This window comes from Marilutibacter aestuarii (genome assembly GCF_006546775.1).
In the GTDB taxonomy this organism is placed as follows: domain Bacteria; phylum Pseudomonadota; class Gammaproteobacteria; order Xanthomonadales; family Xanthomonadaceae; genus Marilutibacter; species Marilutibacter aestuarii.
Map to the genome: position 1 here is coordinate 1 of NZ_VICE01000114.1, position 14,030 is coordinate 14,030.

Here is a 14,030-nt window from a genome sequence, read left to right on the forward strand (position 1 = left end):
GCGTGGGCGCGGGCGCGGCCGCGGGGCCGAGGTTGAACCCGTCGACGAGATGGCGCGCGGCCGACGTGCGGCCGCTGACGCTGCAGCTCAGGCACGCGGTGGGCGGATTCTCCTGGAACAGCACGGCGTCATTGCGGTCGCGGACCGTGTCGATGAACCAGGGATCGACCCGGAACCCGCCATTGGCGAAGACCGCGTAGCCACGCGCGACCGAGAGCGGCGTCAGCGACGCGGTACCCAGCGACATGGAGAGGTTGGGCGGCAGCTGGTCCTTCTCGAAGCCGAACTTGCCGATGTAGTCGCGGGCGAAGTCGACGCCGATCGCGTCGAGCAGGCGCACCGACACCAGGTTGCGCGACTGCACCAGGGCCTCGCGCAGGCGCATGGGCCCGGCGAAGTTGCCGGTGGAGTTCTGCGGTCGCCAGACCTTGCCGTTGCGCTGCTTGAACACCACCGGGGCGTCGAGCACGATCGAGGCCGGGTTGTAGCCACGCTCCATCGCCGCGGCGTAGATGAATGGCTTGAAGCTCGAACCGGGCTGGCGGCGCGCCTGGGTCGCGCGGTTGAACTCGTTGCCGGCGAAGCTGAAGCCGCCCGAAAGTGCGCGCAGGGCGCCATTGGACGGGTCCAGCGAAACCAGTGCCGCCTGCGCGCGCGGCAACTGGCTCAGCGCGTAGCTCGTCTTCCCGGGCGGCAGGGGCAGCGCTTCGCCTTCCGGCACCTCCGCGGTCGCCTCGGGCGCCTCCACGGTGGCCCGGAGCCGGACCTGGTCGCCGCGCTTGAGCAGCGTGGCCGGGTCGCGCGACGCGAAGCTGTTCTTCTTGGTGACCTCCACGACGCGCCCGTCGCTCAGCGCCAGTTCGGCACGGCCGCTTTCAACGGCCACGACCACGGCCGGCAGCAGGTTGGCCTGGGCGGGGATGTCGGCCAGGCGCTTGCCGGCGGTGGCGGCGTCCTCGCCGGGGGCCAGTTCGAAGTGCTGCTCGACGCCGTGCCAGCCGTGGCGGACGTCGTAGGTCAGCAGGCCGTCGCGCAGGGCCTTGTCGGCCGCGGCCTGGAGGTTCGGGTCGATCGTGGTGGTGACCTTGTAGCCCTGGGTAAGGGCCTCTGCGCCGAAGCGGGCGACCATTTCCTGGCGCACCATCTCGGCGATGTAGGGCGCATACACCTCGATCGGCGGCTCGTGCGGGGCGGCGTGCATCGGCACGGCCTTGGCGGCGGCGACCTCGGTGGCAGTGGCGAAGCCCAGGTCGCCCATGCGCTGGAGGATGTAGTCGCGGCGCTCGCGGGCGCGCTCCGGGTTGCTGAGCGGGTTGCCGCTCGAGGGGAATTTCGGGATGCCCGCGAGCGAGGCCATCTCGTCGAGGTCGAGCTCGGCCAGCGGCTTGCCGTAATAGAACTGTGCCGCCGCGCCGACGCCGTAGTTGCGGTGCCCGAAAAAGCTCTTGTTGAGGTAGAGCTCGAGGATCTCGTCCTTGCTCAGCTCCCGCTCCATCCGCATCGCCAGCAGCATCTCGCGCAGCTTGCGCATGTAGCTGTACTCGGAGTCCAGGAAGAACTGCCGGGCAACCTGCTGGGTGATGGTCGAGCCGCCGGGAACGCGCTTGTCGTCGGTGGTCGCCAGCAGCCACACGGCCCGGGCCACGCCCTTGTAGTCGACGCCGTGGTGCTCGTAGAAGCGGGCGTCCTCGGTCGCGATGAAAGCGTCCTTCAGGCGCTTGGGGACCTCGGCGATGGTGACCGGCGAGCGCCGCATCTCCCCGAACTGCGCCATCAGGCGCCCGTCGCGGGTATAGACGTACATGGGCTCCTGCAGTTCGACGGTGCGGAGCGTCTCCACATCCGGCAGCTTGGGGACGATCACGTAGTACAGGGTGCCCAGGGCGATGGCGCCCAGCACCGCTGCGCCCACCAGGGCGACCAGCGCCCAGCGCAGCAAGCGTCGAATTCGTGACATCTAGATCCGGTTCCGGGTTTCTGTCTTCAAGAACGGGCAGTATAAGAGGTGTGCCGCCCCCGGGGGCGGCAGGGGTGGGTCCAGGGGGGAGGCGCCGGTCGGGGCAAAAGCCGGGCTTCCAGAAGGATCGACACGGGGTTAAAGTGACGGTGAGGGGCAATTTCCGCACGAAGTGGTTGCCAGCCATTCAAAAGTCCGTTATCTAAGACGGGGCCACACGAAGTGCGCGTAAGCGCTTGTGGTATGGGGAGAAAATCGTGGGTGTCATCACAAAAAGCCAGCCGGCGCTCGTCGGTGTGGATATCAGTTCGACTGCCGTAAAGCTCCTGCAGCTTTCTCGGTCGGGAAATCGCTATCGCGTGGAGCATTACGCGGTTGAACCTCTGCCCCCGAACGCCGTCGTCGAGAAGAACCTCGTCGAAGTCGAGGCGGTGGGCGAAGCCATCAAGCGGGCCGTCGCGCGCTCCGGGACCCGTGCCCGGCATGCCGCCGCCGCCGTGGCCGGCTCGTCGGTGATCACCAAGGTGATCCCGATGCAGGCCGACCTCGACGACGACGACATGGAGTCGGCGATCGAGCTGGAGGCGGTCAATTACGTCCCGTACCCGATCGAGGAAGTGAACCTCGACTTCGAGGTGCTGGGGCCGACCCCCGGGACCAGCGAGACGGTCCAGGTCCTGCTTGCCGCGTCCCGCGCCGAGAACGTCGAGGTCCGGGCGTCCGCCCTGGAGCTGGGCGGGCTCATCCCGCGGGTGATGGACGTCGAGGCCTTCGCGGTCGAGAACGCCTTCGCCCTGATGGCCGAGCAGCTCAGCGCCGCCCGCGACGGGCTCGTGGCGCTGATCGACATCGGCGCGACCATGACGACGCTCAACGTCATCCGCAAGGGCCGCAGCATCTACCACCGCGAGAACGTCTTCGGTGGCAAGCAGCTCACCGACGAGGTCATGCGGCGCTACAGCCTCAGCTACGAGGAAGCCGGCCTGGCCAAGCGCCAGGGTGGATTGCCCGAGAGCTACGAGGTCGAGGTGCTGGAGCCCTTCAAGGAAGCCACGGCGCAGCAGGTCAGCCGGCTCCTGCAGTTCTTCTACGCCGGTAGCGAGTTCAACCGCGTCGACCAGATCGTCCTGGCCGGCGGTTGCGCCTCGATCCCGGGCATCGCCCAGATGGTGGAGGAGCAGCTCGGCGTTCCGACCGTGACCGCGAACCCGCTCGCGAACATGACCCTCGGCCCGCGCGTCCAGGCACATGCCCTGGCGCAGGATGCGCCGGCGCTCATGATCGCTTGCGGCCTGGCATTGAGGAGCTTTGACTGATGGCAAGGATCAATCTGCTCCCGTGGCGCGCCGAGCGGCGCAAGCAGCGACAGAAGGAATTCGGTGTCATGGCGGCGCTTTCGGCGCTCGCCGCGATCATCGTGTCCTTCCTCATCGTGAGCTACTACAACGGCCAGATCAGCGGCCAGAACACGCGCAACGCCTACCTCAAGGACCAGATCGCCCAGGTCGACAAGCAGATCGCCGAGATCGAGGAGCTCGATCGCAAGAAGGGCAAGCTGCTGGCCCGCAAGGAAGTGATCGAGGAACTGCAGGCCAACCGCTCGCAGATGGTGCACCTGTTCGACTCGCTGGTCCGGACGATCCCCGACGGTGTCGTCCTGACCGCGATCAAGCAGGATGCGCAGACGCTCACCCTGACCGGGCGTTCGCAGTCCAACTCCCGCGTCAGTACCTACATGCGCAACCTCGAAAGCTCGGGCTGGATGACCAAGCCAGACCTCTCGATCATCGAAGCCAAGGGCACGGACAAGGGCCTGCCTTATGAGTTCAGCCTCCAGGTCCAGCTGGCGAATCCGAATGCGCCGGTGGACGAGGATGGCGACGGGATTCCGGACGAGCCTGTCGCGGTGACCGAGGACGCTGGCAACCCCGGCGAAGCCGGCGAACCCGCGCTGCTGGCGCCTGTTGGCGAAGATGCGGCCGCAACCGGTGTCGACGCCACCGAGACCGGTACCTCGGACGCCGCGGCGCCGGCCGCCACCGAACCGCCCGCCGATGAGCCCGGGACGACCGACGCCGAGGGGTCTGATGCCGCGGCGCCTGCCACTGGAGCTGCGTCATGAGCCAGAAGAAAATGTCCCTGCGTGAGCTCGATTTCAACAACATGGGCTCCTGGCCGAAGCAGGCCAAGATCGGCTTCTGCATCATCATCGGCCTGCTCATCGTTGGCCTGACCTGGTACCTCTTCGTCAGCGACAAGAAGGACCAGCTTGCTGGCCTCGAGCGGACCGAGACGGAGCTGCGTGGCGAGTTCGAGACCAAGCAGGGTCGCGCCGCGAACCTCGAGCCGCTGAAGCAGCAGCTCGCGCAGATGGAACAGCAGCTCCAGCAGATGCTGCGTCAGTTGCCGAGCAAGACCGAGATGCCCGACCTGATCGTCGACATCTCGCAGACCGCGCTCGCGACCGGCATCAACAACGAGTTGTTCCAGCCCGGTGCCGAGCAGCCCAAGGAGTTCTACGCCGAGAAGCCGATCGCGCTCCGCATGGTGGGGACCTACCACCAGTTCGGTGCCTTCGTCAGCGGCGTGGCCTCGTTGCCTCGCGTAGTCATCATGACCATGCACGACATCTCCCTGCAGCCGCGTGGCGGCAAGGACGCAGTGATCACGTCCAACAGCCCGCTGGAGCTGGTCGGGACCGTGAAGACCTACCGCTACCTCGATGAGGACGAAGTCGCCATCCAGGAAGCGGGAGCCGGCCAGGACAACAAGAAGGGAGGGTCCTGAGCATGCGTGACGCAATGCAGACCAAGCGCCCCCTCGGGCGGGCCGTGGCGGCCGGCCTGATGCTGCTCGCCCTGGCGGGCTGTTCGCGGGGCATCACGAGCACGCCCGGCGAAGCCCCGAACCTGGAGAAGTGGATCGACGAAGTGAAGGCGCGTCCCGCGCCCCCGCTGGATCCGCTTCCGGTCATGCAGCAGTTCGAGAGTTTCGAGTACAACGCGCAGGCCCTGCGCGATCCGTTCAGTCGCGCGTTCCGCGACCAGGACGGTGGCAGCGGCCCGCGACCGGATTCGTCCCGACGCAAACAGACGCTGGAGCAGTTCCCGCTCGACAGCCTCGACATGGTGGGCACGCTGGGCGCCGGCAGCGGCATCGTCGCCCTGGTAATGGCGCCGGACAAGGTGACCTACCGGGTGACGCCGGGCGCGTACATGGGACAGAGCGATGGTCGCGTGACCAGTGTCCATGAAGACCGCATCGAACTGGTGGAACTGGTGCCGGATGGCGCGGGTGGCTGGCTTGAACGTCCGGCGTCCGTTGCATTGGAAGATCAATGAGTTTGGGGGATAGCACGATGACCGTTAACAACGCCAACAGCCCGCGGCCCGCCCGGCGCTCAATGCTCCTGCGCACTGCCGGTGTCGGCATCGCGGTGGGCGCTATCGCGGCCTTCAGTGCCGTCCACGCACAGCAGGCACCCGCGATGGCGCCGGCTGCTGGCCAGGCCGTCGCACCGACGCCGAACGTCGACCCGGCCAAGCAACTGCCCGGGGCGATCGAGGTTTCGAAGATCGACTTCAAGCGCGGGGAGGGTGGCGCGGGACGCCTGATCCTGAGCTTCAGCGGCGAAGGCGCAAGCCCGGACCTGCGGAGCGTGGGTTCGACCGTCACCGTCAATGTCGGCAACGCCAAGCTGCCTGCCAGCCTGCAGCGGCCTTTGAACGTGACCGACTTTGCCACGCCGGTCGAGCGCATCGATGCACGCGCCTCCGGCGCCGGCACCCTGCTGACCCTGGATACGAAGGGCAATTTCGAGTCGATGGCCTACCAGACCGGTAGCGACTACATCGTCGAGATCGTGCCCCGCGCGGCGACTGCGTCGACCTCGGGAGGCGGTTCGGAGCGCTCGGTGGGCAGCAGCCGCGCCGTGGGTGCGACCAGCAGCGCAGCGTCGACCCGCGGCTACTCCGGCCGTCCGGTGACCTTCAACTTCCAGGACGTGCCCGTGCGCACGGTGCTGCAGCTGGTCGCCGAAGAGTCCGGCCTGAACGTGGTCGCCGCCGACACGGTGCAGGGCAATGTCACCCTTCGTCTGATCAACGTGCCGTGGGACCAGGCCCTGGACATCGTGTTGCAGGCCAAGGGTCTCGACAAGCGCCGCAGTGGCAATGTCATCTGGATCGCGCCGCAGGCCGAGATCGCGAAATACGAGCAGGACAAGGAAGACGCGCGCATTGCGCTCGACAACCGCGTCGACCTGGTCACCGAGTACATCCAGATCAACTATCACAACGCCGCGCAGATCTTCAAGGCGTTGACCGAGGCCAAGGGTGTCGGCGGCGGCGGCGGCGGCGGCGGCGGCCAAGGCGGTTCCAACAACAACGATAACGGCTTCCTGTCCCCGCGCGGCCGCCTGGTGGCGGACGAGCGCACCAACACCCTCATGGTGAGCGACATTCCGAAGAAGGTCGTGCAGATGCGCGAGCTGATCCGTGTCATCGACCGCCCAGTCGACCAGGTCGTGATCGAAGCCCGGGTGGTCATTGCCACCGATACGTTCGCACGCGAGCTCGGTGCCCGCTTCGGCGTGAGCGGTGCGTCCGGCAAGGATGGTGACCGCAGCTCGCTGGGTTTCGGCGGTGACATCGGGTCCTCCGGTGCGAATGCGTCTTCGCGTGCCGATGCCCTCATGAATGGCGATCGCACCTTCGACGTCACCCGCAGCCTGATGAGCAACCTGGGCGTTACCAACCCGGCCGGCTCCGTCGCGCTGTCGATCCTCAACGCGGGCTACGCGCTCGACGTCGAACTGTCGGCGATGCAGGAAGAAGGCCGTGGCGAAGTGATCTCCAATCCGCGCGTCGTCACCAGCAACCAGCGCGAGGCGGTCATCCGCCAGGGCCAGGAAGTCGGTTACGTCACCATCTCGCCCCAGCAGGGCGGCAACAGCATCCCGATCCCGAACGTCCAGTTCAAGGACGTGCTGCTCGAGCTGAAGGTGACCCCGACGATCACCCATGACGGCCGCGTGTTCCTGAACATGGCCATCAAGAAGGACGAGGTCGAAGGCTTTACCGATACCTCCATCGGCAGCGTCCCGCAGATCGCCAAGCGCGAAGTGAACACCGCGATCCTGGTCGAGGACGGCCAGACGGTGGTGGTCGGTGGCGTCTACGAGTTCCGCGACCGCAGCGACATCAGCAAGGTGCCCTTCCTGGGTGACATCCCCTTCCTGGGCAACCTGTTCAAGAAGAAGGGCCGCCAGAAGGACAAGGCCGAGCTGCTGATCATGGTCACGCCGAAGGTGCTGCGGGTCGAGCAGCGCTGAGGCGTCGCCTGCCGGGCGGGCTCCGCTGCTTCCCGGTACAGTCGATAAATGTGGAGAGGGCCGCAAGGCCCTCTCTTCGTTTGTGCAATGCTGGGACGACCGGCATTGGCTGAATGGTCGCCGGCGCGTGGAGGAACCTACGGGCTTCCCCCGGGTCGAAACCTTGGGTCACTGCCCGTTGACAGACGAAACACGAGGATCGAATGGACAGCACTCCCCCGACCCCGGTTGCACCGCCCGAGCGCGCGACGGCACGTCTCCACGACGCCTTCAAGGCGCTTCGCGATGCGCTCTCGGCCGAGATCGTGGGCCAGTCGGCCCTCATCGAGCGCCTGCTGATCGCGCTGCTTGCCGATGGGCATCTCCTGGTCGAAGGCGCGCCGGGCCTTGCCAAGACCAGTGCAATCCGCGCATTGGCCTCGCGTCTGGAAGCGGACTTCGCACGCGTCCAGTTCACCCCCGACCTGCTGCCCGCGGACCTGACGGGTACTGAAGTGTGGCGTCCGCAGGATGGCCGCTTCGAGTTCCAGTCCGGGCCCATCTTCCATCCGATCCTGCTGGCCGACGAGATCAACCGGGCGCCGGCGAAGGTGCAGTCCGCGCTCCTGGAGGCGATGGGCGAGCGCCAGGTCACCGTGGGACGCGCGACCTATCCGTTGCCTGCGCTGTTCCTGGTCATGGCGACGCAGAACCCGATCGAGCAGGAAGGCACCTTCCCGCTGCCCGAGGCACAGCTGGATCGATTCCTGATGCACGTGCAGATCGCGTATCCGGAAGTGGATGCCGAGACCGAGATCCTGCGCCTGGCCCGCGACCGGGCCCGCAATGCCATGCGCGCCGTACCCGAGGCCGTCGACAGGATGCCCATTGGCGATGTCTTCGACGCACGCGCCGCGGTCCTTGACCTGCACGTCGCCCCCGCGGTCGAACGCTATCTGGTCGAGATCGTCCTCGCATCGCGCGATGCCTCCCGCTACGACGCCGGCCTGGGGCGGCGCATCGCCTGGGGCGCCAGCCCCCGCGGCTCGATCGCGCTGGAACGCTGCGCCCGTGCCCACGCCTGGCTGGCGGGGCGAGACTACGTGACGCCCGACGACGTGCGCAAGGTCGCGCCCGACGTGCTCCGCCATCGCGTCCTGCCCAGCTACGAAGCCACGGCCGAGGGCTGGGATGGCGGGCGGCTGGTGGACGCACTGCTCGAACAGGTTCCGCTGCCCTGACGGCGATGGCCCAGGTACGCCCAACGCAGGCGCAAGCGACCGGGGAGGGCATCGCTCCGACCCTGGCCGAGCTCGTCGCGCTGAAGTCGCTTGCCGGCGCCCGGCGCACGCCGAAATCCGGACGCCATGGCATCGCCGGACCCGCGCTGTCGCCCCTGCGCGGGCGTGGCATGGACTATGCCGAGTCGCGCGAGTACGTCGCCGGTGACGATGCACGGCACATCGACTGGAAGCTCACCGCGCGCACGGGGCGTGCGCACACCAAGATGTTCCAGGCTGAACGCGAACGCCTGACCCTGATCGTCGGCGATACCGCGCCGGCCCTCTACTTCGGCACGCGCGTGCGGTTCAAGTCGGTGCAGGCCGCCCGCGCCGGTGCGATCGCTGCCTGGGTCGCCGCCCGCGACGGTGACCGGATCGCGGCATTGCGAGGCAGCGTGCACGAGCCGCCGGTGCCCCCGGCCGCCGGTACGCGCGGCGCCCTGCGCACCCTCGATGCGCTCGTGCGCTGGTATGCGCGTCCGCCCGGCGACGACGGTGGCCTCGGGATGGCCCTCGACCATGCGCAACGCCTGTTGCGACCGGGTTCGCGGCTGGTCGTCCTCGCCGACGCCGGCAGCGTGGCCGACACCCCGGCCCAGCGCTGGCCCGTGCTGGCGCAGCACCATGAGGTGATCCTGCTGATGCTGGTCGATCCGCTTGAAGTCTCGCCGCCCAAGGCAGTCCTGCCCTTGAGCGCCGGGACCGAAGGGGCATCGCGACTGGAGCTCGACCTGGGTGCGAGCCGCGTGCGTGCGCGCTGGCGCGCGTCCTTCGGCGCGCCGGTCGCCACGGCGCTGGCCCAGCTGCCCGCGCGCGGCGTGCGCGTGGCTGCGCTGTCGACCGCCGACGCCAGCGATGCCTGGTTGCCACTGCTGGGTCGCCCCCGGCCCCAGGTGGCCTGAGCATGAGCGGCCTGGCGACCATCGTCCTGCGCGACATCCACCAGCCCGCGGCCCCCGGCTGGTGGCCCCCCGCGCCAGGCTGGTGGGTACTGGCCGGCCTGCTCCTGGCCTGCGGCAGCGCCGCATGGGCCTGGCACGCGTGGCGCAAGCGGCGGCGGCGGCGGATCGAGCGCCTGTTCGACGCGACCCTGGCCCAGGCACCAGACGCCGCCACGCGCCTGGCGGCAATCTCCGAGCTGCTTCGGCGCGCTGCGCGCCGGCACGAGCGCGAGGCCGATCACCTGCAGGGTGAAGCCTGGCTGCGTTGCCTGGACAAGGGCGTGCAACCGCCGCGCTTCTCCGGCCCTCTGGGCGAGCTGTTGCTGGACGGTAGCTTCAGGCCCGATCCGGACCCCGCCGAGGTGGATGCCGTCGCCCGCGCCGCGCGCCTTCGTTTCGTCGAATGGATGGAGGCGCGATGAGCGTCCTCGCTCCGCTCATGGAGGCCCTCGACCCCAACGCCTTCGTGCTGGCCTGGCCGGGCTGGCTTTGGGCGCTGCCGCTGCCGCTGCTGGCGTGGTGGGCGCTGCCCGCCTCGCGATCGGCGTCGCCCGCGGTGCGGATGCCAGGGCTCCACCGCGTGGACGGCCTGGCCGATGCGCAGGGTCGCGGACGCGGCGGCCGTCTCCCCAGCCCGCTGCTGTTGCTGGCCTGGGCGCTGTTGTGCGTGGCAGCTTCGCGACCGCAGCAACTGGGCGAAGCGGTCGAGCCGCCCCAGTCCGGGCGCGACCTGATGCTTGCGCTCGATCTGTCCGGCAGCATGGACGAGCCCGACATGCAGTTGGGCGGGCGGCCCGTCGACCGCCTCACCGCGGCCAAGGCAGTGCTGGCCGACTTCCTCGACCGACGCGGCGGCGATCGCGTGGGACTGCTGGTCTTCGGTCGGCGCGCCTACGCCCTGACGCCGCTGACCCCCGACCGCGAGTCCGTGCGCCAGCAACTGCAGGACAGCGTGGTGGGCCTCGCCGGCCAGGAAACCGCCATCGGCGATGCCATCGGCCTGGCAGTCAAGCGGCTGCGCGACCAGCCCGAGGGCCAGCGCGTCCTGATCCTGCTGACCGATGGCGTCAATACCGCAGGCCTGCTGGAACCGGAGAAGGCCGCCCAGCTGGCGCGCGACCATGGGGTCCGCGTGCATACCGTGGCTTTCGGCGGCGACGGGGCGATGTCGGTGTTCGGGTTCCAGCTGCCGATGCCCGGGGGGGGCGACGAGATCGACGAGGAAACGCTGCGCCGCATCGCCGAACAGACCGGCGGCCGTTTCTTCCGTGCCCGCGACACCGAGCAACTGGCGGGCATCTATGCGGAGATCGACCGGCTCGAGCCCGTGGAGCGACCCGGCCCGGCCGTTCGCCCGCGCGTCGAACGCTACGCGTGGCCGCTCGGCCTGGCCGTGTCGCTGGGCCTGCTGGCCTTCCTGTGGCCATCCAGGTGGCGCCGATGACGGGCTTCGACCTCTCCAACCTGCACCTGCTCCGGCCCGAGTGGCTATGGGCACTGCTCGCGCTGCCCGTGCTGGCCGCGTTCTGGGTCGTGCGTCGCCGGCGCGCCAACGTCTGGCAAGGCGTCGTCGATCCGCACCTGCTCCCGCACCTGATCGAGGCACGCGCCGGACGCCGCCTCCAGCCAGGCCCGTGGCTGGGCGCGTTGGGCTATGTCCTGGCGATCGTCGCGCTGGCCGGTCCGAGCTGGCGACAGGTCGAGCAGCCGCTCTGGCGGGGGCAGGTACCGCTGATGATCGCACTCGACCTGTCCAGCGCCATGTCCGCGGCCGACCCGCCGCCCTCGCGCCTCGCCCAGGCCCAGGCCAAGCTGGGGCGCCTGCTCGAACTTCGCGGCGACGGCCCGGTCGGCCTCGTTGTCTATGCCGACGATGCGTACACGGTGGCACCCCTGACCGAGGACACGGCCAACCTGGCCCTGTTCCTCGACGCCCTGTCGCCGGGCATCATGCCGCGTGATGGCGCGAACGCCAGCCAGGCGATCCGCTGGTCGACGCGGCTGATGCACCAGGCCGGCTTCGAGCGCGGCCAGGTCCTGCTGCTCGCCGGCCAGGCCGATGCCGACGCGGCCCAGGCCGCGGCCGAGGCCCGATCGAACGGTTTCGAAACCAGCGTCCTGGGCATTGGCCGGACTGGAGGGGTCGCGTACCGCACCGCGGACGGCGATAGCGGCGTCGCGGGTTTCGACCCGGCCAGGCTGCAGGCCGTCGCCGCGCAGGGAGGTGGTCGCTATGCCGGCCTCGCGACCGACGAGGCCGACCTGCGCTCCCTCGGGGTACTGTCGGCGGCACCGGGTGATGCGGTGAGCGGGGAAGGCGAGGCGGGTCGCATCTGGCAGGACGAAGGCTTCTGGCTGGTCCCACCCCTGATGTTGCTGGCCCTGTTCGCGTTCCGACGGGGCGCGGCCGTCGCCGTGGTGGTGCTGGCGCTGGGGCTCCCGGTGTTGCCCGCGCAGGCCGCCGACTGGTGGCGGCGCGAAGACCAGGTCGAGCACAAGCGCATGGTCGAGGCCGCCGAGGCCTTCCGGCAGGGCGACTACGCCCGCGCGGCCAGCGGCTACGCCCGCGTCGGTTCGGCAGACGGCCACTACAACCGGGGCAACGCGCTGGCGAAGGCAGGGCAGTTCCAGCAGGCCATCGAAGCGTACGACCGCGCCTTGGCGATCGAGCCCGGCATGGAGGACGCCATCGCCAACAAGCGTGCCGTCGAGGCGGCGGTGAAGCGGCAGCAGGACGGCGAGGGCAGTGGCGGGCAGGGCGAAGGGAAGCAGGACGGCAAGCCCTCGCCGCAGTCGGGCAATGGGGGCAGCAACGAACCCTCGGCAGGCACGGGCGGCGACACAGGGGATGCGTCGCGGCAACGGGGCGGGGAGGAGCCGCCCCAGGGTCCGGCGCCGTCGTTGGACAATGGCGACGAGGGCCCGGGAACGGAGTCGACGCCCGATGCCTCCGACGGCAAGAGCCCCGCCGAGCAGGCGGCGGCCGACGCCGCCCAGCGCGAGCGCATGCAGCAGGCGCTGGAGCAGGCACGGCGGGCGGGCGAAGGCGAGCCGGGCGGAGACGGAACGCCGGTCGCCGGGCCGGACGGTGAAACCCCCGCCGAACGCGAGCGCCGCGTCGCCAACGAAGCCTGGCTGCGCCGCGTGCCGGACGACCCGGGTGGCCTGCTGCGCGAGAAATTCCGGATCGAACACGAACGCCGTCGTCGACAGGGAGACTGGGACGAATGACACCCACTACTCGGACCTGCATGTGCTGGGCCGCATGGCTCATGCTGATGCTGTTCGCGACGCCGGCATCCGCTGCGCCGCGGGCATGGCTGGACCGCGACCGGATCGTGCTCGGCGAGACCGTCACCCTCAACATCGAGGCCGGCCTGCTGTCGTCTGCACCGGATTACTCGCCGCTGGAAGGCGACTTCCGCCTCAGCGGACATTCCAGCCAGCGCGGCTTCTCCGGCGGCACCGGCCAGAGCGCGTCTTACACCCTCTTCGCCGTGGCCTTGCGGCCGCTGCGCGACGGCGTGTTGACGATCCCGGCGCTGGCGGTGGGCAACGAGCGTACCGCGCCGCTGACCCTGGTGGTCGGCCCGGCGCCCGACGAGTCCCCGGCGCAGGCGCGGGGCGATCTCTTCATCGAAAGCGTGCCGGACGACACCCGGCCCTACGTGCAGCAATCGGTGGGCTGGGTCGTGCGCCTGTTCTCGGCGGTGCCGATCGTCTCCGGGACCCTCGACCAGCCGGCACCGGAAGGCGCATCGTTCCAGCGCGTTGGCGACGACGCGCAGTATTCGCGGACGATCAACGGGCGCCAGTACCAGGTGGTCGAGCGGCGATTCATGCTGGTGCCCGAACGCAGCGGGTCGCTGCAGGTGCCCGGGGCCAGCTTCGAGGGGCGCGGCACCAGCGGCCTGTTCGACGACATGTTCGGCGGCGGGCGCGGCGGGCGCTTGAGCGCCCAGGTCGGACCGCGCACCCTGCATGTGCAGCCGGTCCCCGACCAGGCGCCGCAACCCTGGTTGCCGCTGCACGATCTCAAGCTTCGCTATCGCGCCAATCCCGCCGAACTGCGGCAGGGCCTGGCGGCGACGCTGACCATCGAGGCCATCGCCGATGGCGCCACCGGCGCGCAGATGCCGGATCTCGAGCTGCCGCCGATCGACGGCGTGCAGGTTTTCCCGGAACGTGCGCAGGTCGACGAGCGTTTCGTCGATGGTCGGCCCCGCGCGACGGTTACGCGCAGCTTCTCGCTGGTGCCGGGCAGGCCCGGCGCCGTCTCACTGTCCGGAGTGCGGATGGGCTGGTGGGACGTCAAGGCCGGCCAGGCGCGCGAGGCGCGACTGCCGCCGTTGGAATGGACGGTCCAGCCAGGTGCCGCTGGCCTCGACACGCCGCCGGCCCCGGCGCAGCTGCCGTCGCTTGCACGCGGGCGCGACACGGGCGGTCCCCCGGATGAAGCGCCCGGTGCCTCCACCGAAGGCGCACCGCTCGCCGCCCTGGGCATGCACGGCGACCGCGCGGCCTGGGTCGCGTCGACC

Annotated in this window: 12 protein-coding genes; 11 read left to right on the forward strand and 1 reads right to left on the reverse strand. The window is 69.5% G+C overall.

Features of this window, described 5'->3' with window-relative positions; translation table 11 throughout:
* On the reverse strand, positions 1-1,957 hold a 1,957-nt coding region (locus FKV25_RS12390; RefSeq protein WP_141519113.1), incomplete at its 3' end, for a penicillin-binding protein 1A.
* A gap of 257 nt (positions 1,958-2,214) precedes the next feature.
* Here FKV25_RS12390 and FKV25_RS12395 point away from each other — a divergent pair.
* The 11 genes from FKV25_RS12395 to FKV25_RS12445 all read left to right on the forward strand — a co-directional run.
* Complete coding sequence (locus FKV25_RS12395) at positions 2,215-3,273, forward strand: pilus assembly protein PilM (protein WP_141519114.1); 1,059 nt, start codon at positions 2,215-2,217, stop codon at positions 3,271-3,273.
* Positions 3,273-4,079 carry a PilN domain-containing protein gene (locus tag FKV25_RS12400; RefSeq protein WP_141519115.1) on the forward strand — a complete coding sequence of 269 codons (807 nt, stop codon included), beginning with the start codon at positions 3,273-3,275 and terminating at the stop codon, positions 4,077-4,079. Before FKV25_RS12395 ends, FKV25_RS12400 begins: the two co-directional genes overlap by 1 nt.
* Entirely contained in the window at positions 4,076-4,744 is a 669-nt protein-coding gene (locus FKV25_RS12405; RefSeq protein ID WP_141519116.1) for a type IV pilus inner membrane component PilO, read from the forward strand. The genes FKV25_RS12400 and FKV25_RS12405 overlap by 4 nt, the downstream gene beginning before the upstream one ends.
* Positions 4,745-4,803: 59 nt before the next feature.
* A complete protein-coding gene (locus tag FKV25_RS12410; protein ID WP_246072078.1) occupies positions 4,804-5,298 on the forward strand; it encodes a pilus assembly protein PilP in 495 nt (164 codons plus the stop codon).
* A gap of 17 nt (positions 5,299-5,315) precedes the next feature.
* Entirely contained in the window at positions 5,316-7,289 is a 1,974-nt protein-coding gene (locus FKV25_RS12415; RefSeq protein ID WP_141519117.1) for a type IV pilus secretin PilQ, read from the forward strand.
* Between the two features lie 203 nt (positions 7,290-7,492).
* Positions 7,493-8,509: an AAA family ATPase gene (locus tag FKV25_RS12420; RefSeq protein ID WP_141519118.1), complete on the forward strand. Its 1,017-nt coding sequence runs from the start codon at positions 7,493-7,495 to the stop codon at positions 8,507-8,509.
* A gap of 5 nt (positions 8,510-8,514) precedes the next feature.
* Positions 8,515-9,453 carry a DUF58 domain-containing protein gene (locus FKV25_RS12425; protein ID WP_141519119.1) on the forward strand — a complete coding sequence of 313 codons (939 nt, stop codon included), beginning with the start codon at positions 8,515-8,517 and terminating at the stop codon, positions 9,451-9,453.
* Between the two features lie 2 nt (positions 9,454-9,455).
* A complete protein-coding gene (locus tag FKV25_RS12430) occupies positions 9,456-9,914 on the forward strand; it encodes a DUF4381 domain-containing protein (RefSeq protein ID WP_141519120.1) in 459 nt (152 codons plus the stop codon).
* The gene (locus FKV25_RS12435; protein ID WP_141519121.1) at positions 9,911-10,936 is read left to right on the forward strand and encodes a vWA domain-containing protein; all 1,026 of its coding nucleotides are present in this window, start codon (positions 9,911-9,913) and stop codon (positions 10,934-10,936) included. Before FKV25_RS12430 ends, FKV25_RS12435 begins: the two co-directional genes overlap by 4 nt.
* Positions 10,933-12,723, forward strand: a complete 1,791-nt coding sequence (locus tag FKV25_RS12440; RefSeq protein ID WP_141519122.1) for a VWA domain-containing protein — start codon at positions 10,933-10,935, stop codon at positions 12,721-12,723. The genes FKV25_RS12435 and FKV25_RS12440 overlap by 4 nt, the downstream gene beginning before the upstream one ends.
* Positions 12,720-14,030: BatD family protein (locus FKV25_RS12445; RefSeq protein WP_141519123.1), on the forward strand; the 1,311-nt coding region annotated here is incomplete at its 3' end. The genes FKV25_RS12440 and FKV25_RS12445, both read left to right, overlap by 4 nt.